The organism is Allobosea sp. Leaf344, assembly GCF_001426225.1.
Taxonomy (GTDB): Bacteria; Pseudomonadota; Alphaproteobacteria; order Rhizobiales; family Beijerinckiaceae; genus Allobosea.
Window position 1 is genome coordinate 768,898 of record NZ_LMRT01000001.1, and the last position, 25,563, is coordinate 794,460.

The window sequence follows — 25,563 nt, forward strand, 5'->3', positions numbered from 1 at the left end:
GCGGCGCCGTCACGCCACCCGCTTGTCGGGGGAATCGCAGAGGTCGTTGAGCAGGCAGCGGCCGCATTCCGGCCGCAGCGCCTTGCAGGTGTAGCGGCCGTGCAGGATCAGCCAGTGATGGGCGTGATGGCCGAATTCCGCCGGCACCGCCTTTTCCAGCCCGAGCTCGACCGCCAGCACGGTCTTGCCCGGCGCGATCCGCAGCCGGTTGGCGACCCGGAAGACATGGGTGTCGACCGCATGGGTGATCTGCCCGAACGCCATGTTGAGCACGACATTGGCGGTCTTGCGGCCGACGCCGGGCAGGGTTTCCAGCGCCGCCCGGTCGCCCGGCACCACGCCGCCGAACTCCGCGATCAGCTTTTCACAGAGCGCGATGACGTTCCTGGCCTTGGTGCGGAACAGGCCGATGGTCTTGATGAAGTCGCGCAGCCGCTCCTCCCCCAGCGCCAGCATCGCCTCGGGCGTGTCGGCGATGGCGAAGAGCGGCCGCGTGGCCTTGTTGACCCCGGCATCGGTCGCCTGGGCCGACAGCACGACGGCGACGAGCAGCGTGAACGGGTTGCTGTGCTCGAGCTCGCCCTTGGGCTCGGGATTGGCCTGGCGGAACCGGACGAAGATCTCACGGATCTCGGCCGCGCTGCGGCTTCGCAGCTTCGTGATCCGGCGCGGCGTTGCGGCGCGGCGCTTGGGCCTGTTCTCGGGCGTCATCGGCGCCTTATATAGCCGCCATGGACTCCGGCAAGCGTGTTTGGGTGCGGGATGAGGACGTCTCGGCGCAGGCCGAGCGGCCGGTCTTCGACGCGACCATCACGCCGCATCGCTCGCTGACGCAGAACGGCTTCCGGCTGGTGATGACGCTGGTCTGCCTTGCCGGCATCGTCTCCTCCATCCCCTTCATGGTGCTCGGCGCCTGGCCGGTCGCCGGCTTCTTCGGGCTCGATATCCTGGCCCTGTTCATCGCCTTCCGCGTCAATTTCCGGGCGGCGCGGGCCTTCGAGCAGATCATCGTCACGCCGATCGCGGTGCTGCTGCGCAAGGTGACGCATCGCGGCGAGGAGGCGAACTGGCGCTTCAATCCGGCCTGGACCAAGCTCGAACGCGAGCAGGACGAGGATTACGGGCTGTTGAAGCTGTCGCTGGTCTCCCGTGGGCGCAGCGTGCCGGTTGCCGATGCGCTCTCCCCGGAGGAACGCGCCGGCTTCGCCGATGCGCTGGGGGCGGCGCTGGCGCAGGCGCGCCGCGGGGTGGATTACCGCAGTTGAGCGGTTTGAGAGTCTCGCCGCAGCCCTGGTCTGACGCGCGCGACGTTCCTTCTCGGCCCGATCACTGCGCCGAGCCAGCTTTCGGGTGGAGGCGGCGGCGCTGCGGGCCTAGTCTCGCCGCATGACCCTTTCAGCGAGGCTGCCATGACCGTTACCGCCCGCCTTGTCGATCCGCCCGCGGCCGCCGCCGCGCCCCGCCTCTCCGCCTCGGTGCTGGCGCGCGCCGCCGCGTCCATGCCGGCCCAGGCGGATGTCCCACTTGCGACCGCGGGCTCGGATTACGACACGGTGCGGCGGATCCTCGCCTACATCACCCATCATTGGCGCGAGCAGCCGACGATCGAGGCCATCGCCGATGCCGCGGGCGCGACGCCGACCGATGTGCACCACCTGTTCCGGCGCTGGTGCGGCCTGACCCCGAAAGCCTTCCTGCAGGCGATCACCCTGGACAACGCCAAGCTGCTGCTCGGCGATTCCGCCAGCGTTCTCGATGCGGCGCTGGAGGTCGGGCTGTCGGGGCCCGGGCGGCTGCATGATCTCTTCGTCGCGCATGAGGCGATGTCCCCCGGCGAATGGAAGGCCGGCGGCGGCGGGCTGCAGATGTCCTATGGTTTCCACGCCTCGCCCTTCGGCGAAGCGCTGATCGTGACGACCTCGCGCGGGCTCGCCGGGCTGGGCTGGGTTTCGACCAGCCTCGACGGCGGCAAGGCGGTGGGCGGGCGCGCGGAGGCGCTGGCCGACATGATGCGGCGCTGGCCGCATGCCGATTACCGGTTCGACCCCGCGAGTACCGCCCCCTATGCCGCGCACATCTTCGATCCCCAGGCCTGGTCGCCGGAGACGCCGCTGCGCGTGGTGCTGATCGGCACGGATTTCGAGGTGCGGGTCTGGGAGACGCTGCTGCGCATCCCGGTCGGGCGCGCGACGACCTATGGCGCGGTGGCGGAGAAGATCGGCCGGCCGAGCGCCGCACGGGCGGTGGGCGCCGCCGTCGGCAAGAATCCGATCTCCTTCGTGGTGCCCTGCCACCGTGTGATCGGCAAATCCGGCGCGCTGACCGGCTATCATTGGGGGCTGACCCGCAAGCGGGCGATCCTGGGCTGGGAAGCCGGTCAGACCGCGGCGGCGGGCTGAGCCGGCGCCCGCCCCGCCCTGGTCAGGCCGGCCGGGCGGCTCTCGCGAGATCGCCGAATCGCGCCGGCAATTCGAACCCCCAGCCGAGCGGATCGTCGCTCTCGATGGTGAAGCTGCCTTCGCCGGCAAAATGGCTGCGGCCTCCGACCTCGACCGTCACCGCACCGGCGATGGGCTGCGCCAGCTCGGTGAGGATGCGGCCCGTGAAGGCGCCGCCCGTGATGCTGCGGAAGACCCGCTGCTCGCCCGGCCGCACCAGCCCCTTGGCGTAATCCAGCGCCATCCGCGCCGTCACGCCGGAGCCGGTCGGTGAGCGGTCTATCTGGCGCTCGGCGAATACGCAGAGATTATGGCTCTCCTCGCCCGGGCGCGCATCGTCGGTGACGATGGTGCCATAGAGAAAGCCGAGATCGGGCTCCGTCGGATGGGTGATCGGCCCGGCGCGGACCGCATCGGTCAGCGCGACCGCCGCTTCGATCACGCTGTTGAGCGGCGAAGACAGCAGATCGAGGCCGAAGCGCGAGGCCGGCAGGATGCAGTAGAAGGCGCCGCCATAGGCGATGTCGGTGATGATCCGGCCCAGACCCGGCACCTCCACCACACGGTCGCGGGTATGGGCGAAGGCCGGCACGCTCTCGAAACGCACCTCGCCGACCCGGCCATCGACGACCTCGCAAGCCAGGCGCAGCAGGCCGCACGGCGCTTCGATGGCGAAGCGCGTCACCGGCTCGACCGCCTCGACCAGCCCATGCTCGATCGCATAGCGGCCGAGAGCGATGGTGGCGTGGCCACACATGGTGGAATAGCCCTCATTATGGGTGAAGAGCACTCCGAACGCAGCCTCCGGCCGCGAGGAGCGCACCGGCAGCACGCCATACATGCCGGAATGGCCGCGGGGCTCCAGCATCACGGCGCGGCGATAGGCGTCATGCTGGGCGCGCGCCTCCCGCCGCTTCTCCAGCAAGCTCTCCCCTTCCAGCCGGGGATAGCCCGAGGTGACGATGCGCACCGGCTCGCCGCAGGTGTGATAATCGAGATAGCGCAACTGCATTTCTCACTCCGAAACTGGCAGGGCAAGGCGGGGCGGATCGCAGCCGGGGACTTCGCAATTGGCCGAGGCCACGCGTGCCGCGAAGCCGAGGGAAGCGGCGAAGTCCTGCCGGCCGGCCTGCCGCAGCGCGGCGCCGAGCCGGCCCCGGCGGTGAAGCGCCGCCAGCAGCGCGCCCATGAACACGTCGCCGGCGCCGATGCTGTCACGCATCGCGACGGGCGGCGCGGCGACCGGAAGATGCAGCCCGTGCGGGCCGGAGAGCACGGCGCCGTCGGCCCCGTCGGTGCGCAGGAGCAGCGGCGGCCGGCGGCAGGCGGCCAGGCTCGCGGATAGCCAATCGGCGCCCACCCAGCCCTCGTCCTCGGCGCTGAGCTTGACGAGATCGCAGCATGCGATGCGGTCCGCCATGGCGGCGAGCGCCGCCTCGCGCGCCGGAAGCGCGGGCGGGCGGATGTTGAGGTCGTAGCTGATGCTGACCCCGGCCGCACTCATATCCGCCATCAGCCGGGCGGCCGCCGCGCCGGGCGCGCCGACGCTGGCCCCGAAGGAGGTGAGGTGCAAATGGGCGAAAGCCGAGGGATCGTCCGGCAGCGGCGGAGCCGCGGCGAAGGCCGTATCGGTGAGGTGGAAGCGATAGGCGGCGGCGCCATCGGCGGCGATCGGCTCGATCACCGCCAGAGGCGTCGGCGCCGGGCTCGATCCGAGCCAGTCGCCGCCGATGCCTTCCTGCGCCAGGCGGGTGCGGAAGCGCCGGCCGATGGCATCCTGCGAGAGGCTGGCGCAGAGCGCGACCGGCGCGCCGCAGCGGGCGATGGCCAGCGCCGTGTTGAAGCCGGAGCCGCCGAGCAGGGCGCGATAGCGCCCGTCCTCGCCCGGTTCCGGCACCAGATCGGCCAGCGCCTCGCCCCAGACGAGGATCGGCTTCTGCGTCACAGAAGCCCGCGGCGGGCGAGGTTGCGCATCAGATGCGAGGTGCCGAAGCTCCAGGGCTCGCAATCGTCGGTGCGGCGCATCCGATTGGTCAGCGCCCCCAGCTCCGGGGCGGCGATGGTGACGATATCGCCGTATTTATGGGTGAAGCCGCCGCCCGGCGCGTCGCGATCCTTGATCGGCGCGAACATGGTGCCGAGATAGAGCGCCGCCCCATCCGGATACTGATGATGCGGGCCGATCATCTGGCGGGCGAGATCGGCGGGATCGCGGCTGATCTTCGCGATCGAGGACGAGCCTTCGAGGGTGAAGCCGTCCTCCCCCTGCACCGTCAGCGTGACGGTGGTGTTGCGGACATGGTCGAGCGTGAAGCCGGCATCGAAGAAGCGGATGAAGGGGCCGACCGCGGCGGAGGCGTTGTTGTCCTTGGCCTTGCCGAGCAGCAGGGCCGAACGCCCCTCGACATCGCGCAGATTGACGTCGTTGCCGAGCGTGGCACCGACGATGCGGCCGTCGGAGGCGACGATCAGCACCACCTCCGGCTCCGGATTGTTCCAGCTCGAGGCGGGATGCAGACCCGCGTCGAAACCGGTGCCGACGGAGGACATCGGCGGCGCCTTGGTGAAGATCTCGGCATCCGGGCCGATGCCGACCTCGAGATACTGGCTCCAGGAGCCCTGCGCGATCAGCATCTCCTTCAGCCGCATCGCCTCGGGCGAGCCCGGCTTCAGCCGCGACAGGTCGTCGCCGATCAGCGCCTCGATCTCGGCGCGGATGGTCGCGGCGGCGGCGGGATTGCCGCGCGCCTTCTCCTCGATGACGCGCTCCAGCATCGAGATCGCGAAGGTCACGCCCGCCGCCTTCACCGCCTGCAGATCGAGCGGCGAGAGCAGCCAGGGTCGCCTGGCATCGCGGCCATCGACCGGGGTGTTGGCGAGGATCGCGTCGAGCCGGCCGAGGCTTTCGCCGGTGGCCGCACGCAGCGCGGCGGCGGGGTCCTGCGTCTCGCAGAGGTCGCGCATCGTCGGGAAGCTGGGCGAGACGTCGATCAGCTCGTCCCCGCGCAGCACCACCACCGAGGGTCCGGCCAGATCCGGCCGCCAGACGCGGCCGGCCAGCGTCGCCGTCGCGGCATCCGCCGGCAGCGTCGTCGCGGGTGTCAGGGTGATCGGCATCGGCGGGGTCCTTGCAGGCTGCGGGTCTGGGCTGGCGAGAACAGCCGCTTCGGCCGTTTTGCGCAAGAGGCTGCGACGCATCGCAGCCCCTGCCCGGGCGTCGTTCACGCCGGCAATCGTTTCCGGAAGCCGGGCAACGGCGTCCTGCGAGAATGGTCCAGGCCCCGCTCGCCCCGGGGTTGTCCCCCGCAGCAACGGCCGGCGGCGCTCCTTGCGATTGACCGGCGACATAAATTTGTCATTGAAGCGTCACCTCAGCTTCATGCTAGCTTGCGCACCAACGAAAACAGCAGCCTTCAAGGCTCGTTCGTCCAAAGGGAGACATTCATGTTCATGAAATCGGCCATTCTGGGTTCGATCGCGGCAATCGCCCTGTCGGCGGCCTCGCCGGCGCTGGCCCAGACCGAGATCCAATGGTGGCACGCGCTGACCGGCGCCAACAACGACGTCGTCGTCAAGCTGGCCGAGGAGTTCAACGCCTCGCAGAAGGATTACAAGGTCGTTCCCGCCTATAAGGGGTCCTATCCCGATACGCTGAACGCCGGCATCGCCGCCTTCCGCGCCGGTACCGCGCCGCATATCCTGCAGGTCTTCGAGGTCGGCACCGGCACGATGATGTCGGCCAAGGGCGCCGTGAAGCCGGTGCACGAGCTGATGAAGGAAGCCGGCGAACCTTTCGACCCCAAGGCCTATCTCCCCGCCATCACCGGCTATTACTCGACCAGCAAGGGCGACATGCTGTCCATGCCGTTCAATTCGTCGAGCATGGTGATGTGGTACAACAAGGACGCCTTCAAGAAGGCGGGCCTCAATGCCGACGCCCCGCCCAAGACCTGGCCGGAGGTGTTCGAGGCGGCCAAGAAGCTGAAGGCGGCCGGCTTCGACAAATGCGGCTTCACCAATGCCTGGGCGACCTGGGCGAACATCGAGCAGTTCGGCGCCTGGCACAACATCCCGATCGCCACCAAGGCCAATGGCCTCGAGGGTTTCGACGCGGTGCTGAACTTCAACAGCCCGCTCTTCGTCAAGCATCTGACCAATCTGGTCGAGCTGCAGAAGGACAAGACCTACGATTACTCCGGCCGCACCAATAATGGCGAGGGCCGCTTCACCTCGGGCGAATGCCCGATCATGCTGACCTCCTCGGGCTTCTTCGGCAATGTCAGGGCCAATGCCAAGTTCGATTGGGGCAACGCGCCGATGCCCTATTATCCGGAGGCCGCCGGCGCCCCGCAGAACTCGATCATCGGCGGCGCCTCGCTCTGGGTGATGGGCGGCAAGAAGGCCGAGGAATACAAGGGCGTGGCCAAGTTCTTCACCTTCATCTCGCATATCGACCGGCAGGTGAAGCTGCACACGGAATCGGGCTATCTGCCGATCACCAAGGCCGCCTATGAGAAGGTCAAGGCGTCCGGTTTCTACAAGGACAAGCCCTATCTCGAGACGCCGATCCTGGAGCTGACCAACAAGGAGCCGACCGAGAATTCGCGCGGCCTGCGCTTCGGCAGCCTGGTCCAGATCCGCGACATCTGGTCGGAAGAGATCGAGGCGGCGCTGAACGGGCAGAAGACCCCGAAGGCCGCGCTTGACGCGGCCGTCGAACGCGGCAACCAGATGCTGCGCCAGTTCGAGCGGACGGCTTCGCGCTGACCCCAGCGCGCGGCGAGATGGCGGGCGGGCGGATAGAAGGCCTCATTCCATGCTGACCACCCCCTCCCGTCCCTCGCCGCGCAGCCCTCGCCCATGATGAAGAACGCCTATTTCTCCGGGCTGACGGTGCCGCTGCTGCTGCTGTTGCCGCAGCTCGCGATCACCGTCGTGTTCTTCTACTGGCCGGCCAGCCAGGCGGTGTGGCAGAGCTTCCTGCTGCAGGACGCCTTCGGAACCTCGACGGAATTCGTCTGGTTCGAGAATTACGCCGAGCTCTTCAAGGATCCCGGCTACTTCAAGGCGCTGATCAACACCGCGATCTTCTCGACCTTCGTCTGCATCCTCTCGCTCTCGATCGCGCTGCTGTTCGCGGTGATGGCGGACCGCCAGATCCGCGGGGCCGAGATCTACAAGACCCTGCTGATCTGGCCCTATGCCGTCGCGCCCGCGGTGGCCGGCGTGCTCTGGATCTTCATGTTCGATCCGTCGCTGGGCATGCTGGCGCGCGGCCTCGCCAGCCTCGGCGTCAACTGGAACCCGCGCCTCAACGGCAATGACGCGATGCTGCTGGTGATCCTGGCCGCCACCTGGAAGCAGATCAGCTACAACTTCCTGTTCTTCCTGGCGGGGCTGCAATCGATCCCGAAAAGCGTGATCGAGGCCGCCGTCATCGACGGGGCCCGACCCTGGCGGCGCTTCTGGACGATCGTTTTCCCACTGCTGTCGCCGACCACCTTCTTCCTGCTGGTGGTCAACATCGTCTATGTCTTCTTCGACACCTTCGGCATCATCGACACCGTCACCGGCGGCGGCCCCTCGGGCGCCACCGAGACCCTGGTCTACAAGGTCTATTCCGACGGCAAGGGCGGCTCCAATCTCGGCGGCTCGGCGGCGCAGTCTGTGGTGCTGCTGGTGATGGTGATCGCGATGACGGCCTTCCAGTTCCGCTTCATCGAGCGCAGGGTGAGTTACTGATGGCTGATCTCCCGCAGGGCGCCAGCCGCATCGCCTCATTCCGGGCGAATGGCGAGTGGCGAGTGGCGCATGATCGCGGGACGCGGTCTTGCGGCTCGCCCGACCCTTCGCCACGCGCCATTCGCCATTCGCCCCCTGCCGGAGCCCGCTGATGGTCGAGGACCGCCGCCTGGGCGATGCGATCGCCTATGTCATTCTCACCATCGGCGTGCTGATCGTCGCCTTCCCGGTCTGGCTGACCTTCGTCGCCTCGACCTGGGATGCCGCGACCATCATCAACGGGCAGCTGCCGCTCTATCCCGGCCCGAAATTCTTCGAGAACTACTATCGCATCCTGTTCATCGGCACCTCCGGCACGACGCGCGAGCCGGTGCTGAACATGATGCTGAACTCCTTCGTGATGGCGATGGCGATCGCGCTGGGGAAGATCTTCATCTCCGTCCTCTCCGCCTATGCCATCGTCTATTACCGCTTCCCGTTCCGGATGGCGGCGTTCTGGATCATCTTCGTCACGCTGATGCTGCCGGTGGAGGTGCGCATCTTCCCGACCTTCAAGGTGGTGTCGGATCTCGGCATGCTCGACACCTATCAGGGGCTGGCGGTGCCGCTGATCGCCTCGGCGACGGGCACGCTGCTGTTCCGGCAGTTCTTCATGACGATCCCCGACGAATTGCTGGAGGCCTCGCGCATCGACGGCGCCGGTCCCTTCCGCTTCTTCAAGGATACGGTGATCCCGCTCTCGATCACCACCATCGCGGCGCTCTTCGTCATCCAGTTCATCTATGGCTGGAACCAGTATCTCTGGCCGCTCCTGGTGACGACGAAGGATTCGATGCAGACCATCGTCATCGCGATCAAGAAGATGATCGTCACCTCCGATGCCCTCACCGAGTGGCAGCTCGCCATGGCCACCGCCATGCTCGCCATGCTGCCGCCCGTCCTCGTCGTCGTCCTGATGCAGCGGCTCTTCGTCAAGGGGCTGGTGGAGACGGAGAAATAAACTGCGAATGGCGAGTAGCGAATGGCGAATGGCCATTTCCGCTCGCCACTCGCCATTCGCCATTCGCCATTCGCCATTCGCTACCTATCTACTCGCCAGGAACCCCATGGCCCAAGTCACCCTCACCAACGTCAAGAAGGTCTATTTCGGCGGCGTCGAGGCCGTGAAGGGCGTCTCGCTGGAGATTCCCGATGGCGGCTTCTGTGTGCTCGTCGGCCCCTCCGGCTGCGGCAAATCCACGCTGCTGCGCATGGTGGCCGGGCTGGAGACGATCACCTCCGGCGACATCTCGATCGGCTCGCGCGTGGTCAACCAGATCGGCCCGGCCGAGCGCGACATCGCCATGGTCTTCCAGAATTACGCGCTCTATCCGCATATGAGCGTCTACGACAACATGGCCTATGGGCTGCGCAATCTCGGCACGCCCAGGGACGAGATCGACCGGCGGGTCAAGGAGGCGGCGCGCATCCTGGCGATCGAGCCGCTGCTGGACCGGCGACCCAAGCAGCTCTCCGGCGGGCAGCGCCAGCGTGTCGCCATGGGCCGCGCCATCGTGCGCAAGCCGCAGGTCTTCCTGTTCGACGAGCCACTCTCCAATCTCGACGCCAAGCTGCGTGTGCAGATGCGCGTCGAGATCAAGAAGCTGCAGCGGGCGCTCGGCGTCACCGCGCTCTACGTCACCCATGACCAGGTCGAGGCGATGACGCTGTCCGACAAGCTGGTGGTGATGAATGGCGGCCGGGTGGAGCAGATCGGCCTGCCCGCAGAGGTCTACAAGAAGCCGGCCAGCAAATTCGTGGCGACCTTCATCGGCTCCCCGCCGATGAACATTTTGGACGGCACGATCGACGGGCCCGGCATCGTCGCGCTGGGCGACGCCATCCTCGAGGTGCGCGATCTGCGTCAGGACCTGGCCGAGGGCACGGCGGTGGAGATCGGCCTGCGGCCGGAGGATATCGAGATCGCCTCGGAGGGCGCGGCCGGCACCCTGCCCTTCGACGTGGAATTCATCGAGGAGCTCGGGGCGACGCAGCTGTTCCACGGGCAGCTCGCCGGGCTGCCCTTCGTGATGCAGGCCGCGACGGATACGGTCGCCGCCCAGGCGGGCCGGCTCTGGATCACGGTCGATCCCGATCGCGTCCATGTCTTCGACAAGCAGAGCGGCGCGCGACTCGGCCGCAGCTGATCGTGGCTCAGCCGGCGGGGCGGTCGAGATAGGCGCGCATGCCGCGGGCCGCCGCCACGCCGGTCGCGAGGCAGGCCTGCAGCAGATAGCCGCCGGTCGGCGCCTCCCAATCCAGCATCTCGCCGGCGACGAAGACGCCCGGCCGCGCCTTCAGCATGAAGTCCTCGGTGATCGCCGCCGCGGTGACCCCGCCGGCGGTGGAGATCGCCCGCTCCAGCCCCTGCATCCCGGTGAGCCGCAGCGGCGCGGCCTTGATCAGCGTGGCCAGGGCCTGCGGCTGCTGCGGCAGGGTTCCGCCCGCGGCATCGCGCAGAACGGCGATGGCGGCCGGCGACAGCCCGGCCTTGCGCAGGTGGTTGCTCAGCGTCTCGCCGCCGCGGCGCCGGCCGAGGCGCTCGGCCAGCCGCTCGGTTTCGAGACCGGGGCGCAGATCGAGCGTCACCTGCGCCTCGCCCTCCGCCGCGATCGCCTGGCGCAGCGGCGCCGACAGCGCGTAGAAGGCACCGCCCTCGATGCCGTCGCGGTCGAGCATGGCTTCGCCGCCGGCCTCCTGCTCGCGGAAGCGCAAGGTGATGCGCTTGAGCGGCGCGCCGCTATGGCGCTCGCGCAGCGCCTGCGACCAGGAGACCGTGAAGCCGGCATTGGCGGGGCGCAGCTTCGCGATGGGCACGCCGAGGGCGGCCAGCAGCGGCACCCAGCCGCCATCCGAGCCCAGCCGCGGCCAGCTCGCCCCGCCGAGCGCCAGCAAGGTCGCGTCGGCGCGGGCGCTGGCGGAAGACCCGTCCCGCAGACGGAAGCGCAGGGCGCCGTCATCGTCCCAGCCCGTCCAGAGCCGCCCGGTCTCCAGCCGGACGCCGAGCTGGTCGAGCCGGCGCAGCCAGGCCCGCAACAGCGGCGAGGCCTTCATCGCGCGCGGAAACACCCGCCCGCTCGATCCGGTGAAGCTGTCGGCACCCAGCCCATCCGCCCAGCGCCGCAGCGCCTCCGGCGGAAAGGCCTCCAGCGCCGGGGCCAGCCAGGGAAGCGCTTCGCGATAGCGCGTGACGAAGCGCTCCAGCGGCTCGGAATGAGTGAGGTTGAGGCCGCCCCGCCCGGCGAGCAGGAATTTGCGCGCGGGCGACGGCATCCGCTCATGGATGGTGACGCGATGGCCGGCCTCGGCCAGATGCTCGGCCGCGATCAGCCCGGCCGGGCCCGCCCCGATGATGGCGATGGCGCGTCCCGTCACGGCTGGTCCGGGCGCGTATCGGCGCCATAGCGCGGCAGGACGGCCTTGAAGGTCGCGCCCTCGCCCTGTTCGCTCTCGATGGTGAGCCGGCCGCGATGGCGCAGCACGATATGCTTGACGATGGCGAGGCCGAGCCCGGTGCCGCCGGCCTCGCGGCTGGCATTGGTGTCGACGCGGTAGAAGCGCTCGGTCAGCCGCGGCAGATGCTCGGGCGCGATGCCGGGCCCGTCATCGCGCACGCTGACGCTCGCCTCCGCCTCGCCATCGCGCACCTCGATCGTGACCTCGCCGCCCTTGCGGCCGTATTTGATGGCGTTCTCGACGAGATTCTCCATCAGCCGCAAGAGCTCGTCGCGATCGCCCGCCACCTGCACCGGCGCCTGCGGCGTGCGCAGCGCCAGCGCGACATCGCGCTCGCGCGCCATCAGCGTCAGGGAATCGACGATCTCGCGGCAGATATTCGACAGATCCACCGCCGTGTCCGGGGCGAGATGGGCGCGCAGCTCGATTCGCGACAGCGACAGGAGATCGTCGACCAGCCGCGCCATGCGCAGCCCCTGCTCGCGCATGATGGCGAGGAAGCGATCGCGGGCGGCGGCATCGTTGCGGGCCGGGCCCTGCAGCGTCTCGACGAAGCCGAGCAGCGAGGCCAGAGGGGTACGCAGCTCATGGCTGGCATTGGCGACGAAATCCACCCGCATCCGCTCGGTGACGCGCTGCTCGCTCAGATCCTCGAAGGTCAGCAGGACCGGCCGCCGCAGGAAGCCGGCCGCGCCTCCGGGTGCGGCGATATGGATGCGGAAGGTGCGCTCCACCGGCACGCGCTCGACGAGCTCGATCACCTGGCGCCCGCCGGCCCGGGCGACCTGCTCGATCGCCTCGATCAGATCGGGGTCGCGCATCACCAGCGCCATCGGCTGGCCGAGGCCGAGCGCCGGGATCAACGCCTTCATCGCCGGGCTGATCGCCCTCGCCTGTCCCTGGGCATCGAGAAGCACGACGGGCGAGCCGAGCGCCTCGATCAGAGCGAGCGTGGCGGGGGAGGACGGATCGAGGGCGTCTGGCATGGCGGGATCGGATCCTGCCGCGCGGGGTTTCCGGCGGCCGCCCCTTGGTGAGGGCAACGCCGGCCCTCGTCAATTCCCTTGTGACGCGCAGCCGGCTAGGTTGAGGCGCGGAGGGAGCGGAGCAGAAATGGCCAAGACCAAAGAACAGGGGCAGGTGCGCATCGTAAAGCGGGATGCCGGCGCGAAAGCGGCGAAAGCCGCGACGCGGACAAAGCCTGCGCGCAAAGCCGCGAAACGGGCGGAAGCGGCCGTCTTCGACATCGAAGCCGAGACCGTGCCGGCCGCCATCGCCGATGCCGCGTTCCAAAGCGGCGGCTATCCCCATGACAAGCGGATGAAGCGCAAGCGCTACGAGAAGGAGCTGGCGCCGCTGCAGATCGAACTGCAGAAGTTGCTGAAATGGGTGCGGGCGGAGGGCGAGCGCCTGGTCATCGTCTTCGAAGGTCGCGACGGCGCCGGCAAGGGTGGGGCGATCCAGCGCTTCACCCAGCATCTCAATCCGCGCCATGCCCGGGTCGTGGCGCTGTCCAAACCCTCCGATACCGAGGCCGGGCAATGGTATTTCCAGCGCTATGCCGCGCATATGCCGACGGCGGGCGACATCGTCTTCTTCGACCGCTCCTGGTACAACCGCGCCGGCGTCGAGCGCGCCATGGAGTTCTGTACGCAGGAGCAGACCGACGTCTTCCTGCGCGAGGCCCCGGCCTTCGAGGGCATGCTGGCCCGCGACGGCGTGCGGATCATCAAGCTGCTGCTGACCATCGGCCGCGAGATGCAGATGACGCGGCTGCATGCGCGCTGGCACGACCCGCTGAAGCGCTGGAAATTATCGCCGATCGATTTCCAGGCGATCCCGCGCTTCGACGCCTATTCCGCCGCCTTCGAACAGATGCTGGCCCGCACCTCGACCGAATGGGCGCCCTGGACCGTGGTGCGCGCCAACGACAAGTTCCGCGCCCGGCTGAACACGATCCGGCATGTGCTGACGATGGTGCCCTATGCCGACAAGGACGAGGCGGCGATCGGCGAGATCGACCGCGCGATCGTGCTGGACGCGCAGAGCTATCTCGACGCCGGCGGCGAGAAATAGCCGGCGCGGTCAGGCCGCGCCGAGTCCGCCCAGGAAATCCTTGACGCGGCCGAAGAAGCCCGCCGATTCCGGATGGGTGGCGCCCGAGCTCTCGCGCTCGAATTCCTGCAGCAATTCGCGCTGGCGCGGCGTCAGCTTCTGGGGCGTCTCGACCACGACCTGGATGTAGAGATCGCCGGTCTCGCGCGAGCGCAGCACGCTCATGCCCTTGCCCTTCAGCCGGAACTGCTTGCCCGTCTGGGTGCCTTCGGGGATCTTCACCCGCGCCTGTTCGCCCGTCAGCGTCGGCACCTCGATCTCGCCACCGAGCGCGGCGGAGGTCAGGCCGATCGGCACGCGACAGAACAGATCGGCGCCGTCGCGCTGGAAGATCGCGTGCGGCTTGATCGACAGGAAGATGTAGAGATCGCCGGCCGGGCCACCGCGCAGCCCGGCTTCGCCCTCCCCGGCCAGACGGATGCGGGTGCCGTCCTCGACACCGGCGGGAATATTGACCGAAAGCGTGCGCTCGCGGGTGACGCGGCCGGCGCCGGAGCAGACCTTGCAGGGATCGTCGATGATCTCGCCGCGGCCATTGCAGGTCGGGCAGGTGCGCTCGATCGAGAAGAAGCCCTGATTGGCGCGGACGCGGCCATGGCCGCCGCAGGTCGGGCAGGGCCGCGACTTCGAGCCCGGCTTGGCGCCGGTGCCGGTGCAGGCCTCGCAGGAGACCGAGGTCGGCACGCGGATCGAGGCGTTCTTCCCGGCAAAAGCCTCTTCCAGCCCGATCTCGAGATTGTAGCGGAGATCGGCGCCGCGCTCGCGGCCATTGGCGGCGCGCGGACCGCCGCGCCCGCGGGCGTCGCCGAAGAAGGAATCGAAGATGTCCGACATGAAGTCGGAGAAATCCGGCTGGCCGCCACCGCCGCCGCCATTCTCGAAGGCCTGATGGCCGAAACGGTCATAGGCGGCGCGCTTCTGGCCGTCGCTGAGGATCTGATAGGCCTCGTTCAGCTCCTTGAACTTGGCCTCGGCCTCGAGATCGCCGGGATGGCGGTCGGGATGGCACTGCATGGCGAGCTTGCGGAAGGCGCTCTTCAGCTCCGCATCGCCCGCCGTCTTGGAAACCCCGAGGATCTCGTAGTAATCGCGCTTGGACATCCAACCAGCCGCCCCCTCGTTTCAGCGACAAAGCCGGGTCACCCCGGCCTTCCCGATCCGAAACGGACTTTTCCTTCACCGGCCTTCCGCGAACAGGATGGCCGGGTCAAGCCCGGCCATCGCAGTCCCACGGAGGGTGAGCGCGCTCAGGCGCTCTTCTTCTTGTCGTCGCTGACATCCTTGAAGTCGGCGTCGATGACGTCGTCCTTCGCGGCCTCGGCGGTCGCGCCGGCCTCGGGCGCGGCGCCATCGCTCTGGCTGGCGGCGTACATCGCCTCGCCGAGCTTCATCGAAGCCTGCATCAGATCGGTGGTGCGGGCGGCGATGGTCTCGGCATTGTCCTCGGCCAGGGCCGCCTTCAACGCCTCGATCGCCGTCTCGATCGCGCCCTTATCGGCCGCGGAGACCTTGTCGCCGTAATCCTTCAGCGACTTCTCGGTCGAGTGCACGAGGCTCTCGCCCTGGTTCCTGGCCTCGACCAGCTCGCGACGCTTCTTGTCCTCGGCCGCATTGGCCTCGGCGTCCTTGACCATCTTCTGGATGTCGGCCTCGGAGAGCCCGCCGGATGCCTGGATCCGGATCTGCTGCTCCTTGTTGGTGGCCTTGTCCTTGGCGGTCACCGAGACGATGCCGTTGGCGTCGATGTCGAAGGTCACCTCGATCTGCGGCATGCCGCGCGGCGCCGGCGGAATGCCCATCAGGTCGAACTGGCCGAGCATCTTGTTGTCGGCAGCCATCTCGCGCTCGCCTTGGAAGACCCGGATCGTCACCGCGCCCTGATTATCCTCGGCGGTGGAGAAGACCTGGCTCTTCTTGGTCGGGATGGTGGTGTTGCGGTCGATCAGCCGGGTGAAGACGCCGCCCAGCGTCTCGATGCCAAGCGAGAGCGGGGTCACGTCGAGCAGCAGCACGTCCTTGACGTCGCCCTGCAGCACGCCGGCCTGGATCGCGGCGCCGATGGCGACGACCTCGTCCGGATTGACGCCCTTATGCGGCTCCTTGCCGAAGAACTGCTTCACCACCTCCTGGACCTTGGGCATGCGGGTCATGCCGCCGACGAGGACGACCTCGTCGATCTGGCCGGCCGACAGCCCGGCATCCTTGAGCGCCTTCTTGCAGGGCTCGATGGTGCGCTGCACGAGATCGTCGACCAGGCTCTCGAACTTGGCGCGCGAGAGCTTGATGGCGAGGTGCTTGGGACCGCTGGCGTCGGCGGTGATGTAGGGCAGGTTGATCTCGGTCTGGGCCGTGGTCGAGAGCTCGATCTTGGCCTTCTCGGCCGCCTCCTTCAGGCGCTGCAGGGCGAGCTTGTCCTTCTTCAGGTCGATGCCCTGCTCGCGCTTGAACTCGTCCGCGAGATATTCGACGAGGCGCATGTCGAAATCCTCGCCGCCGAGGAAGGTGTCGCCATTGGTCGACTTCACCTCGAAGACGCCGTCGCCGATCTCCAGGATCGAGACGTCGAAGGTGCCGCCGCCGAGGTCATAGACCGCGATGGTGCCGGCCTGCTTCTTGTCGAGGCCATAGGCGAGCGCCGCCGCCGTCGGCTCGTTGATGATGCGCAGCACCTCGAGACCGGCGATGCGGCCGGCATCCTTGGTGGCCTGGCGCTGGGCGTCGTTGAAATAGGCGGGCACGGTGATGACGGCCTGGGTGACCGGCTGGCCGAGATAGGCCTCCGCGGTCTCCTTCATCTTCGTCAGGGTGAAGGCGGAGATCTGCGAGGGCGAATAATCCGTGCCGTCGGCCGTGACCCAGGCGTCGCCGCCGGAGGATTTCTTGATCTTGTAGGGGACGAGGTTCATGTCCTTCTGCGTCATCGGATCCTCGAAGGTCCGGCCGATGAGGCGCTTGATGGCGAAGAACGTCCGCTCGGGATTGGTGACCGCCTGGCGCTTGGCCGGCTGGCCAACGAGGCGCTCGCCATCATCCGTGATCGCGACGATGGAGGGCGTGGTGCGCGCGCCTTCAGAATTCTCGATGACCTTAGGCGTCGTGCCTTCCATGACCGCGACGCAGGAGTTGGTCGTGCCGAGGTCGATACCGATGACTTTACCCATGGAGGGGATCCCTTTCGATTGAGCAGATCGCCGGCCTGCGGAACATCGCTCCGCCTGCCGGCCCATGGCCCGGACCACCCCCGCCCAATGCGGCAGACAGACCCGGCATTCCACGTCGAGCGGTCGTGAAACCGCCTCTTGGCGGCGTATATAGGGAGGGTGTTCCCCCCCTTGCAAGACACGTCAGCCGATTAAGAATCACCGGCCATGAAGCGGGCTTGCGGCTGCCGCCCTGCAACATTGACCTGCAGTGTTGCGCGCTCGCCCTTGCGCGTTGCGTGGAGCCGATTCATGCAGGGGCGTATCGTCTGGTCCTCGCCGGGAATTCGCTTGCGCCCCTCGCCCCGCCTCGCCGTCCTGCTCGCCATCGCCGCCTTCGCGGCGCCGGCGGCGCTGGCGCAGCCGCTGCAGCTCCCCGGCGCCCAGCCCTTCAACCCCCAGGGCGCGCAGCAGGAGGCGCCGCCCGCGGTCGGCGGCGCACCGGCGGCGCCCCGCCCCGCCACCATGCCGGCGATCAAGGTGGCGGGCGAGGAGGCGATTCTGGGCCGCGCGCTCAGGCGCAATGGCGGGTTCGGCGAGGCGATTTTCGAGAAGACTGGCTCCGGCTACGGGCTGAAGCTGAAGGTCGAGGGGTTCCAGGCGAATAATCTGGTCGAGCCCTGCGCCGTCTCCTTCGGCGACAGCCCGGTGCCGGTGACCGCGATCGGCCGGCCGGCCGGCGTCCCGCGCTACAGGCTGGAGGCCTCGATCTGCCCGATCGTGTTCGACGTGCTCGACGGCGCCTTCCTGGTGGTCGAGCCGGCCCAGCCCTGTCTGGTCGAGGCCGCGGCCTGCCGCATCGATCCGCGCGGGCTGTGGGGGCCGGATTCGCGCACGCTCCCCGCCCGGGCCAAGGAGATCGAGACGGCGCGCGGCGTGGCCGAACGCGCGGTCCGCGAGGGCTACCGCGTCCTGACCGCCAAGAGCGACGCCGCCGAGCAGCGCTCGATCGCCCGGGAACAGGCCGGTTTCTCGGCCGAGCGGGCGCAGATCTGCCGCGATTTCCAGCGCGAGGGAAGTGTCGGCTTCTGCGGCACCCGGATCACGGAAGCCCGCGCCGCCTGGCTGCGCGCGCGGCTCGGCATTACCTCCGACCCCAAACCCGCAGCCAGGCCGCGGCCGCGCCCGGCTGCGCCGCTGCCGCTCGCGCCTGCGCCCACACAGTGATCGGGCGTAACAGCGCGCGGCGGTCGGCGGCCTGAGCCGCCGCCGCCAGGCTCGGCAGGTCAGGCCCCTCCGGCGCGATGAGTGGCGAGCTGCGCCGCGAGCTCCCGGCTCACCTGCTGCGGATCGGGCTGGCCGCAGATCGCCGACACCACCGCCACACCCGCCGCGCCGCTCGCCAGCGCCGCAGCGACATGCTGGGCCTTGAGCCCGCCGATCGCCACCGCCGGCACCGGGCTCAGCCCGACAAGGCGGGCGAGCCCGTCGAAGCCGATCGGCGCGTTGTGGTTCTGCTTGGTCGCCGTCGGGAAGACCGGGCCGATCCCGACATAATCGACCAGCGCGGGGTCGACCGCCCGGACCATGGCCTCGTTGGTCACCGATAGGCCGATGATCGCATCGGGCCCCAGCCTGGCACGGGCCTCGGCCACTTCCATGTCGGATTGGCCGAGATGCACGCCTTCGGCGCCGATGGCCTGCGCCGCCGCGACATCGTCATTGACGATCAGCGGGACGCCGCTGCCGGAAAGGGCCGCGCGGATCTCGCGGCCCGTCGCGATCAGGGCCTCCGTCCCGCCGCTCTTGTCGCGCAGCTGGACCAGGGTCGCGCCGCCGGCCGCCGCCAGGCGCGCGGTCTCGGCCATGGAATGGGCGCGGCAGAGTCCGGGATCGAGGATGAGGTAAAGCGAGAGATCGAAGCGTTTCATGCCGGGGATATCCGTTCGTCTGCGTGCGTCAGCAGGGCGTCGAGCCCGTGCAGCGCATCGAGAAAGCGGCAGGCGAAGCTGCCGGGGCCCTGCGCCTCGCGCGCAGCCGCTTCGCCCGCCACGGCGAAGCCCGCGAGCGCCGCGACCGTGGCCTCGAAGGGCTGGTCGGGCGCGACGGCGACCAGCGCGCCGACGAGGCAGGTGAGGGAGCAGCCGAGCGCCGTGACCTTCGGCATCAGCGGCGAGCCGCCGGCGACGCGCATCGCCCGCGCGCCGTCGGTGACGAAATCGACCGGGCCGGTGACGGCGACCACCGCCCCCTGGCTGCGGGCCAGCAGCCGTGCCGCGCCCTCGGCCTTCTCGACCGGGTCGCCCGCATCGGCGCCCTGCCCCGCGCTCTGGCCGCCGCCGAGCGCCAGAATCTCCGAGGCATTGCCGCGGATGATCGTCGGGCGCAGCGCCAGCAGATCGGCGGTGGTTTGGCGGCGGAAGCCGGTGGCGAAGCAGGCGACGGGATCGAGCACCCAGGGCTTGCCGGCGGCGCCGGCGCCGGCGATCGCCGCCTTCATCCCGGTGACGGCAGGGCCCGAAAGCGTGCCGATATTGATCGTCAGCGCGGCGGCGATGCGCGCGAACTCCTCCGCCTCCTCCTCCGCATGGACCATGGCGGGGGAGGCGCCCGCCGCCAGCAGGACATTGGCGGCGATGTTGGTGGCGACGAAGTTGGTGATGCATTGCACCAGAGGCGAGCGGGCGCGCATGCGCGCCAGCAGATGCGACGGCGTCGACATGGCTCAGACCTCTCCGGGCACCGCGCTCAGCGCCGCCACCGGCATGTAGAGCGCCCCGCCATCGCGGAACTTCTCGGCCATCGCGGCCATGCCGGCCTCGGCCGCGGCGGCGTCGCGGATGTCGTGGCTGATCTTCATCGAGCAGAATTTCGGCCCGCACATCGAGCAGAAATGCGCGACCTTATGCGCGTCCTTGGGCAGGGTCTCGTCGTGATAGGCGCGGGCCGTATCGGGGTCGAGCGCCAGGTTGAACTGGTCTTCCCAGCGGAATTCGAAGCGGGCGCGCGAGACCGCGTCGTCGCGCAGCCTGGCCGCCGGATGGCCCTTGGCGAGATCGGCGGCATGGGCGGCGATCCGATAGGTGATCACGCCGGTCTTGACGTCGTCGCGGTTGGGCAGGCCGAGATGCTCCTTGGGGGTGACGTAGCAGAGCATGGCGCAGCCATACCAGCCGATCATCGCCGCCCCGATGCCCGAGGTGATGTGGTCATAGCCCGGGGCGATGTCGGTGGTCAGCGGCCCGAGCGTGTAGAAGGGCGCCTCGCCGCATTCGCGCAGCTGCTTGTCCATGTTCTCCTTGATCTTGTGCATCGGCACATGGCCGGGGCCCTCGATCATCACCTGGCAGCCCTTGTCCCAGGCGATCTTTGTCAGCTCGCCCAGCGTCTCCAGCTCGGCGAATTGCGCCCGGTCATTGGCGTCGGCGATCGATCCCGGCCGCAGCCCGTCGCCCAGCGAGAAGGAGACGTCGTAGCGGCGCATGATCTCGCAGATCTCGTCGAAGCGCTCGTAGAGGAAGCTCTCCCGGTGATGCGCGAGGCACCAGCGCGCCATGATCGAGCCGCCGCGCGAGACGATGCCGGTGACCCGGCTGGCGGTGAGCGGCACATAGGGCAGCCTGACGCCGGCATGGATGGTGAAGTAGTCGACGCCCTGCTCGGCCTGCTCGATCAGCGTATCCTTGAACACCTCCCAATCGAGCTTGACCGGATCGCCGCCGACCTTCTCCAGCGCCTGGTAGAGCGGCACAGTGCCGATCGGCACCGGCGAATTGCGTAGGATCCAGGAGCGGATGTTGTGGATGTTGCGGCCGGTGGACAGGTCCATCACCGTATCCGCGCCCCAGCGGATCGCCCAGACCAGCTTCTCGACCTCCTCGGCCGCGCCCGATGTCACGGCGGAATTGCCGATATTGGCGTTGATCTTGACCAGGAAATTCCGCCCGATCGCCATCGGCTCGAGCTCGGGATGGTTGATGTTGGCCGGGATGATGGCGCGCCCCCTGGCGATCTCGGAGCGCACGAATTCCGGCGTCACGAACTCGGGCACGCTGGCGCCGAAGCTCTCGCCATCGGCATGGCGGTCGCGGGCGCCGTCCAGCATGGCGGCGCGGCCGAGATTTTCGCGATGCGCGACATAGATCATCTCGGGCGTGACGATGCCGGCGCGCGCGAACTCATATTGCGTCGTCATCTGCCCCGGCCGCGCCGTCAGTACCGGGCGCTCGGCCGGGCAGGCCGGGACGAGCTGATCCTCGGGGATATGGCCGTTATCGGCGGGGGTGACGGCGCGGCCGGGAACCGTGTCGAAGCCGCGGGCGGCGAGCCAGTTCCGGCGGATCTGCGGCAGGCCGGCGTCGAGGTCGATCCGCGCATCGGTCTCGGTGAAGGGACCCGAGGGGTCGTAGATCCGCACGGGCGGTTCGGCCTCTGTCGTCAGCTGCACCTCGCGGAACGGGATGCGCATCTCCGGATGGTCGGGCGGCGCGACATAGATCTTGCGCGAGCCGATGATCGGGCCGGTGGTGACGCTGCGCGGCGCGACCTTGGCCGCCGCCTTGCCCGGCTTGGTATGGATGTTCATCTCGGGATCTCCTTGGACGATGTCAGGAGATCCGGCGTCGAAGCGGTTCAGCGCTGTCTGCGGCCGCTATGCGATCGGCGGCCGCGTTCCAGTCCCTCCGCCGGTATGACCCGGATCAGGTTCGATGGGTTCGGCCTCACGGCCATCTCAGCTCTTGCGAGCACCCCTCGGAACGGGATGCAGGTTAGGCGCGCCGCCTGCGATGCGCAAGCCGCCCGGCCGGCGCCCCCGGACAGGCTCGCTGCGCGTGAGGGCGGCGTCAGGCTGTGATGTCCACCGCCTGGCCCTGCCCCGTCGGCAGCGCGGCCTTCATCTGCTCCGCGCTCTGCTGCAGCAGCGCGGCCAGGCCCTGCTCCGCCTGCGATTGCTGGCGCAGCATCTGCATCTGCAGGCTCTGCTGCGTCAGCGCGGCCTGCTGCGCCAGAAGGGGACCGATGTCGCTCATGAGGTTCTCCTGGCGCCCAGCCTGACGCCGAAACCTTGCCGCCTGCTGAATCGCGCCGACAGGATCCGCCCCGGGAGCGCAGTCCAGCCCTGCGCCAGCCGCGTTGACAGCCGGGTTTGCGACTCGTTAGCTGGCGGCCTCGCGCCCTGAGCCGGCCGCCCGGCGATCCGGCGACACAGCCCATCCCCGCCGACAGGATCGCGCCATGACGCCCGCCTCGCCTTACCGCACGCAGAACTGGACCGTGACCAAGCCCGGCGCCAGCGGGCGCCACGGCATCGTGGTCTCGCAGAACCGCGAGGCGGCGGAGGCGGGCGCGGCCATTCTGGAGGCCGGCGGCAATGCGGCGGATGCGGCGGTCGCCGCGGCCTTCGCCCTCGCCGCGGTCGAGCCCTGGAACAGCGGGCTCGGCGGGATCGGCTTCGCCGTGGTGATGCAGGCCGGCGAGAGCGCGGCGCAGGTCGTGGATTTCGGCCCCGTCGCCTCGCGCAACGCCGATCCGGCCGACTATCCGCTCACCGGGGCGATGAAGAAGGATCTGTTCACCTGGCCCGAGGTGGTGGGCGATGTGAACATTCACGGGCCGCTCTCCTTCCTGATCCCGTCCTCGGTCGCCGGCTATGCCAGGCTGAAGGAGGCTTTTGGGACGGCCATGCCGGTCGCGGAGCTGCTGGCGCCGGCGATCGCACTGGCCCGCCGCGGCCTGGCGCAGGATTGGTACACCACGCTCAAGATCGCCTCCTCGGCCGCGGTGCTCCGGCTCTATGCGGACAGCGCGGCGATCTATCTGCCGAATGGGCTGCCGCCGGTACCGCCCTATCAGGGCGAGCCGGGCTTCTTCCGCGTCGGCAAGCTCGCCGACACCATTGAGCGGCTGGCGCAGGCCGGGCTGCAGGATTTCTACAGCGGCGATGTCGCCGCCAGCCTGGTCGCCGACATCGCCCGTGCCGGCGGCCGGGTCGATGCCGCCGATCTCGCCGACTGCCGTGCCGAGCTGCGCCCGTCGCCGACGATCGACTGGCGTGGCACGCATACGCTCCACACCTCCGGCGGGCTGACGGCGGCGCCGACCCTGGAGGCGGTGGTCAGGGGCATGGCGGCCGCGAGGCCCGCGGCGAGCGGGCCGGATGCCGCCTGGTTCGCCACGCTGTCGCGGGTGATGCGCCAGGCCTATGCGGAGCGGCTCGAAGGGCTCGGCGCCGCCAAGGCCGCGGCGGAACCGGGCGAGACCTGCACCACCCATCTCACCGTGGTCGATGGCGAGGGCAATCTCGTCGCGATGACGACGACACTGCTCTCCTCGATGGGCAGCCGCTATGTGCTGCCCGGCAGCGGCGTGCTGATGAACAACGGCATGATGTGGTTCGATCCGCGGCCCGGCAGCGCCAATGCGATCGCGCCCGGCGCCCGGCCTCTGTGCAATATGAGCCCGATCATCGCGACGCCGAAGGACGGGTCCTGGCCGCGTTTCGCGGTGGGCGCCTCGGGCGGACGGCGGATCCTCGCCAGCGTCTACCAGATGCTGGCCTGGACGCTGGATTGCGGCGTCGACGTCGAGACGGCAGCGCATTGGCCGCGCATCGACGTCTCCGGCCCGGATTCGACCAGCGCCGATCTGCGCCTGCCGGCTCAGACGCTGGAGGCTCTGGCGGAAGCCGGCCCGCTCAGCGTGGTCGAGCATGGCGTGCTGCCGATCAATTTCGCCTGCCCCAACATGATCAGGGCGACGCGCGACGGAGCGCAGGGGATCAGCGACGTGATCTCGCCCTGGTCGGCGGCCGTGGCGGCGCGACGCTGAGCTGGCGCAGGAGCTTCCCGGCGGACCCCGCGAAATTCACTCTTGCTCGAAGGCTCGCGCCGGCCCAGATGGGACAGGTGAGCGCGGGCCGGCCGAGCGGTCCCGCGCGCCCGACAGGATGATTGCGCCGCGATGCCAGAGACGCCAGACGCCCCGATCTTCGACCTCGCCATCATCGGTGGCGGGGTCAATGGCTGCGGCATCGCCCGCGATGCGAGCGGGCGGGGCGCCTCCGTCATTCTCTTCGAGCAGAATGATTTGGCCAGCGCGACCTCCTCCGCCTCGACCAAGCTGATCCATGGCGGGCTGCGCTATCTCGAGCATTACGAGTTCCGGCTGGTGCGCGAGGCGCTGCTGGAGCGCGAGGTGCTGTGGCGGCTGGCGCCGCACATCATCTGGCCGCTGCGCTTCGTGCTGCCGCATCATCGCGGCCTGAGACCGGCCTGGCTGCTACGGCTCGGGCTCTTCCTCTACGATCACATCGGCGGCCGCAAGCTGCTGCCGCCGACGCGCTCGCTCGACCTGGCGCAGGATGAAGCCGGCAAACCGCTGAAGGGCGTGGACCGCAAGGCCTTCGAATATTCGGATTGCTGGGTCGAGGATGCGCGGCTCGTGGTGCTGAACGCCGCCGATGCGGCCGCACGCGGCGCCTCGATCCGCACGCGCTGCAAGGTCGTCGCGGCCGATCGCGAAGGCGAGCTCTGGCGGGTGACGGTGGAGAGCGGCGGGCGGCGCGAGACGATCCGCGCCCGCGGGCTCGTCAACGCCGCCGGACCCTGGGTCGGCGACGTGCTGGGCGGGGTGGTCCGCTCGAACACGCGAGCCGCGATCCGGATGGTGCAGGGCAGCCATATCGTGGTGCCGCGGCTCTATGCTCATGAGCGCTGCTACATCTTCCAGAATGGCGATGGCCGGATCATCTTCGCCATTCCCTATGAGCGCGACTTCACGCTGATCGGCACGACCGACCGGGATTATCGCGGCGATCCCGGCGGGGCCGCGGCGACGCCGGAGGAGATAGCCTATCTCTGCGCGGCGGCGAGCGAGTATTTCGCGAAGCCGGTGACGCAGGACAGCGTCGTCTGGACCTATTCCGGCGTGCGCCCGCTCTATGACGACGGCGCCAGCAAGGCCCAGGAGGCGACGCGCGACTATGTGCTGACGCTGGACGCCCCTGCCGGCGCTGCGCCGCTGCTCTCCGTCTTCGGAGGCAAGATCACCACCTATCGCCGCCTCGCCGAAGCCGCGATCGCCAGGCTCGCGCCCCATGCCGGCTGGGCGAAACGTCCGGGCTGGACCAAAGGCGGCACGCTGCCGGGCGGGGATTTCCCGGTCCAGGGCTATGAGGCGCTGGTGGCGGAGATCGCGGCCGCGCATCCCTGGCTGGCGCGGGCGACGGCGGCGCGGCTGGTGCGGGCCTATGGCACGCGCACGCGCGAGATCCTGGCGGGCGCGCGGATGCAGGCCGATCTCGGCATCTGCTTCGGGGCGGATCTGTTCGAGCGCGAGGTCGCCTATCTCATGCGCGCGGAATGGGCGTCGCGCGCCGATGACGTGCTGTGGCGGCGCACCAAGCTCGGGCTCCGGCTCAGCCCCGGCGAGCGCCAGGCGCTGGACGCGTGGATGCTGGCCCGGGCCGTCCCGCAACTGGCCGAGGCCTGATCGCGCCTGGCGGCGTTGTTCTGGGTTGCTTCGCTGCGCTCGCAATGACGGTGGAAGCGCGCGCGCGTTGCCGGGCTCCCCCCGTCATTGCGAGGAGCGTCAGCGACGAAGCAACCCAGTGGGACCGGGCGAGCGTTCCCCCC

22 protein-coding genes and 1 riboswitch are annotated in these 25,563 nt (G+C 69.1%); of the genes, 10 read left to right on the forward strand and 12 right to left on the reverse strand.

Features of this window, described 5'->3' with window-relative positions:
• Positions 1–9: 9 nt before the first annotated feature.
• Positions 10–711, reverse strand: a complete 702-nt coding sequence (nth, locus tag ASG72_RS03500) for an endonuclease III (RefSeq protein WP_082540044.1) — start codon at positions 709–711, stop codon at positions 10–12.
• Between the two features lie 44 nt (positions 712–755).
• Between nth and ASG72_RS03505 the strand changes: the two genes are divergently transcribed.
• Together ASG72_RS03505 and ASG72_RS03510 are read left to right on the forward strand one after the other, a co-directional pair.
• Positions 756–1,265 (forward strand): DUF2244 domain-containing protein, encoded by a 510-nt coding sequence (locus ASG72_RS03505; protein WP_244488676.1) that lies wholly within the window; start codon positions 756–758, stop codon positions 1,263–1,265.
• 234 nt (positions 1,266–1,499) lie between these two features.
• Entirely contained in the window at positions 1,500–2,399 is a 900-nt protein-coding gene (locus ASG72_RS03510) for a methylated-DNA--[protein]-cysteine S-methyltransferase (protein ID WP_056709935.1), read from the forward strand.
• A gap of 22 nt (positions 2,400–2,421) precedes the next feature.
• Here ASG72_RS03510 and ASG72_RS03515 read toward each other — a convergent pair whose 3' ends face one another.
• From ASG72_RS03515 to ASG72_RS03525, 3 genes are read right to left on the reverse strand one after another with little or no spacing between them, the layout of a single operon-like run.
• A complete protein-coding gene (locus ASG72_RS03515; RefSeq protein WP_056709033.1) occupies positions 2,422–3,450 on the reverse strand; it encodes a proline racemase family protein in 1,029 nt (342 codons plus the stop codon).
• Positions 3,451–3,453: 3 nt separating this feature from the next.
• A complete protein-coding gene (locus ASG72_RS03520; RefSeq protein ID WP_056709036.1) occupies positions 3,454–4,383 on the reverse strand; it encodes a PfkB family carbohydrate kinase in 930 nt (309 codons plus the stop codon).
• Positions 4,380–5,555 carry a fumarylacetoacetate hydrolase family protein gene (locus ASG72_RS03525; RefSeq protein WP_056709039.1) on the reverse strand — a complete coding sequence of 392 codons (1,176 nt, stop codon included), beginning with the start codon at positions 5,553–5,555 and terminating at the stop codon, positions 4,380–4,382. The genes ASG72_RS03520 and ASG72_RS03525 overlap by 4 nt, the downstream gene beginning before the upstream one ends.
• Positions 5,556–5,882: 327 nt before the next feature.
• Here ASG72_RS03525 and ugpB point away from each other — a divergent pair, with 327 nt between their 5' ends.
• The 4 genes from ugpB (at position 5,883) to ASG72_RS03545 (ending at position 10,366) form a co-directional block, all read left to right on the forward strand.
• Positions 5,883–7,205: a sn-glycerol-3-phosphate ABC transporter substrate-binding protein UgpB gene (gene ugpB / locus ASG72_RS03530; RefSeq protein WP_056709043.1), complete on the forward strand. Its 1,323-nt coding sequence runs from the start codon at positions 5,883–5,885 to the stop codon at positions 7,203–7,205.
• Positions 7,206–7,298: 93 nt separating this feature from the next.
• Positions 7,299–8,180 carry a sn-glycerol-3-phosphate ABC transporter permease UgpA gene (gene ugpA / locus ASG72_RS03535; protein ID WP_056709048.1) on the forward strand — a complete coding sequence of 294 codons (882 nt, stop codon included), beginning with the start codon at positions 7,299–7,301 and terminating at the stop codon, positions 8,178–8,180.
• Between the two features lie 151 nt (positions 8,181–8,331).
• The gene (gene ugpE / locus ASG72_RS03540) at positions 8,332–9,180 is read left to right on the forward strand and encodes a sn-glycerol-3-phosphate ABC transporter permease UgpE (RefSeq protein ID WP_056709051.1); all 849 of its coding nucleotides are present in this window, start codon (positions 8,332–8,334) and stop codon (positions 9,178–9,180) included.
• A gap of 106 nt (positions 9,181–9,286) precedes the next feature.
• On the forward strand, positions 9,287–10,366 hold the full coding sequence (locus ASG72_RS03545) for a sn-glycerol-3-phosphate import ATP-binding protein UgpC (RefSeq protein WP_056709054.1): 1,080 nt from the start codon (positions 9,287–9,289) through the stop codon (positions 10,364–10,366).
• A 7-nt stretch (positions 10,367–10,373) separates the two neighbouring features.
• Here the strand turns inward: ASG72_RS03545 and ASG72_RS03550 are convergent, their stop codons facing one another.
• Both ASG72_RS03550 and ASG72_RS03555 read right to left on the reverse strand, forming a co-directional pair.
• Positions 10,374–11,594 (reverse strand): TIGR03862 family flavoprotein, encoded by a 1,221-nt coding sequence (locus tag ASG72_RS03550; RefSeq protein ID WP_056709058.1) that lies wholly within the window; start codon positions 11,592–11,594, stop codon positions 10,374–10,376.
• Positions 11,591–12,661 (reverse strand): ATP-binding protein, encoded by a 1,071-nt coding sequence (locus tag ASG72_RS03555; protein WP_056709061.1) that lies wholly within the window; start codon positions 12,659–12,661, stop codon positions 11,591–11,593. Before ASG72_RS03555 ends, ASG72_RS03550 begins: the two co-directional genes overlap by 4 nt.
• 127 nt (positions 12,662–12,788) lie before the next feature.
• Here ASG72_RS03555 and ppk2 point away from each other — a divergent pair, with 127 nt between their 5' ends.
• Positions 12,789–13,751 (forward strand): polyphosphate kinase 2, encoded by a 963-nt coding sequence (ppk2, locus tag ASG72_RS03560; protein WP_056709064.1) that lies wholly within the window; start codon positions 12,789–12,791, stop codon positions 13,749–13,751.
• A gap of 9 nt (positions 13,752–13,760) precedes the next feature.
• On the opposite strand, the gene dnaJ is transcribed toward ppk2, so the two are convergent.
• Positions 13,761–14,891: a molecular chaperone DnaJ gene (gene dnaJ / locus ASG72_RS03565; RefSeq protein ID WP_056709068.1), complete on the reverse strand. Its 1,131-nt coding sequence runs from the start codon at positions 14,889–14,891 to the stop codon at positions 13,761–13,763.
• 146 nt (positions 14,892–15,037) lie between these two features.
• Entirely contained in the window at positions 15,038–16,951 is a 1,914-nt protein-coding gene (gene dnaK, locus ASG72_RS03570) for a molecular chaperone DnaK (protein ID WP_056709071.1), read from the reverse strand.
• Positions 16,952–17,242: 291 nt separating this feature from the next.
• On the opposite strand from dnaK, the gene ASG72_RS03575 reads away from it, so the two are divergent.
• Positions 17,243–18,157, forward strand: a complete 915-nt coding sequence (locus ASG72_RS03575) for a hypothetical protein (protein ID WP_156395768.1) — start codon at positions 17,243–17,245, stop codon at positions 18,155–18,157.
• Positions 18,158–18,216: 59 nt separating this feature from the next.
• Here ASG72_RS03575 and thiE read toward each other — a convergent pair whose 3' ends face one another.
• The 4 genes from thiE to ASG72_RS03595 form a co-directional block, all read right to left on the reverse strand.
• Entirely contained in the window at positions 18,217–18,861 is a 645-nt protein-coding gene (gene thiE / locus ASG72_RS03580) for a thiamine phosphate synthase (RefSeq protein WP_056709077.1), read from the reverse strand.
• Positions 18,858–19,652, reverse strand: coding sequence for a hydroxyethylthiazole kinase (thiM, locus tag ASG72_RS03585; protein ID WP_056709080.1), 795 nt, complete (start codon positions 19,650–19,652; stop codon positions 18,858–18,860). Before thiM ends, thiE begins: the two co-directional genes overlap by 4 nt.
• A gap of 3 nt (positions 19,653–19,655) precedes the next feature.
• A complete protein-coding gene (gene thiC / locus ASG72_RS03590; RefSeq protein WP_056709083.1) occupies positions 19,656–21,515 on the reverse strand; it encodes a phosphomethylpyrimidine synthase ThiC in 1,860 nt (619 codons plus the stop codon).
• 74 nt (positions 21,516–21,589) lie between these two features.
• Positions 21,590–21,693: riboswitch (TPP riboswitch) on the reverse strand.
• 81 nt (positions 21,694–21,774) lie between these two features.
• Positions 21,775–21,960 (reverse strand): hypothetical protein, encoded by a 186-nt coding sequence (locus tag ASG72_RS03595; RefSeq protein WP_056709086.1) that lies wholly within the window; start codon positions 21,958–21,960, stop codon positions 21,775–21,777.
• Between the two features lie 205 nt (positions 21,961–22,165).
• On the opposite strand from ASG72_RS03595, the gene ASG72_RS03600 reads away from it, so the two are divergent.
• Both ASG72_RS03600 and glpD read left to right on the forward strand, forming a co-directional pair.
• Positions 22,166–23,758 (forward strand): gamma-glutamyltransferase, encoded by a 1,593-nt coding sequence (locus tag ASG72_RS03600; protein WP_056709089.1) that lies wholly within the window; start codon positions 22,166–22,168, stop codon positions 23,756–23,758.
• A 132-nt stretch (positions 23,759–23,890) separates the two neighbouring features.
• Entirely contained in the window at positions 23,891–25,420 is a 1,530-nt protein-coding gene (gene glpD / locus ASG72_RS03605; RefSeq protein WP_056709092.1) for a glycerol-3-phosphate dehydrogenase, read from the forward strand.
• Positions 25,421–25,563: the final 143 nt, after the last annotated feature.

Coding starts and splice junctions, on each gene's coding strand:
- ASG72_RS03545 (WP_056709054.1), top strand. CDS start 9,287: ATGGCCCAAGTCACCCTCACCAACGTCAAGAAGGTCTATTTCGGCGGC.
- thiC (WP_056709083.1), bottom strand. CDS start 21,515: ATGAACATCCATACCAAGCCGGGCAAGGCGGCGGCCAAGGTCGCGCCG.
- nth (WP_082540044.1), bottom strand. CDS start 711: ATGACGCCCGAGAACAGGCCCAAGCGCCGCGCCGCAACGCCGCGCCGG.
- ASG72_RS03595 (WP_056709086.1), bottom strand. CDS start 21,960: ATGAGCGACATCGGTCCCCTTCTGGCGCAGCAGGCCGCGCTGACGCAG.
- ASG72_RS03600 (WP_056709089.1), top strand. CDS start 22,166: ATGACGCCCGCCTCGCCTTACCGCACGCAGAACTGGACCGTGACCAAG.
- dnaJ (WP_056709068.1), bottom strand. CDS start 14,891: ATGTCCAAGCGCGATTACTACGAGATCCTCGGGGTTTCCAAGACGGCG.
- ugpE (WP_056709051.1), top strand. CDS start 8,332: ATGGTCGAGGACCGCCGCCTGGGCGATGCGATCGCCTATGTCATTCTC.
- ASG72_RS03515 (WP_056709033.1), bottom strand. CDS start 3,450: ATGCAGTTGCGCTATCTCGATTATCACACCTGCGGCGAGCCGGTGCGC.
- ppk2 (WP_056709064.1), top strand. CDS start 12,789: ATGGCCAAGACCAAAGAACAGGGGCAGGTGCGCATCGTAAAGCGGGAT.
- glpD (WP_056709092.1), top strand. CDS start 23,891: ATGCCAGAGACGCCAGACGCCCCGATCTTCGACCTCGCCATCATCGGT.
- ASG72_RS03575 (WP_156395768.1), top strand. CDS start 17,243: ATGCAGGGGCGTATCGTCTGGTCCTCGCCGGGAATTCGCTTGCGCCCC.
- ugpB (WP_056709043.1), top strand. CDS start 5,883: ATGTTCATGAAATCGGCCATTCTGGGTTCGATCGCGGCAATCGCCCTG.
- ASG72_RS03510 (WP_056709935.1), top strand. CDS start 1,500: ATGCCGGCCCAGGCGGATGTCCCACTTGCGACCGCGGGCTCGGATTAC.
- thiM (WP_056709080.1), bottom strand. CDS start 19,652: ATGTCGACGCCGTCGCATCTGCTGGCGCGCATGCGCGCCCGCTCGCCT.
- dnaK (WP_056709071.1), bottom strand. CDS start 16,951: ATGGGTAAAGTCATCGGTATCGACCTCGGCACGACCAACTCCTGCGTC.
- ASG72_RS03525 (WP_056709039.1), bottom strand. CDS start 5,555: ATGCCGATCACCCTGACACCCGCGACGACGCTGCCGGCGGATGCCGCG.
- ASG72_RS03555 (WP_056709061.1), bottom strand. CDS start 12,661: ATGCCAGACGCCCTCGATCCGTCCTCCCCCGCCACGCTCGCTCTGATC.
- ugpA (WP_056709048.1), top strand. CDS start 7,299: ATGATGAAGAACGCCTATTTCTCCGGGCTGACGGTGCCGCTGCTGCTG.
- thiE (WP_056709077.1), bottom strand. CDS start 18,861: ATGAAACGCTTCGATCTCTCGCTTTACCTCATCCTCGATCCCGGACTC.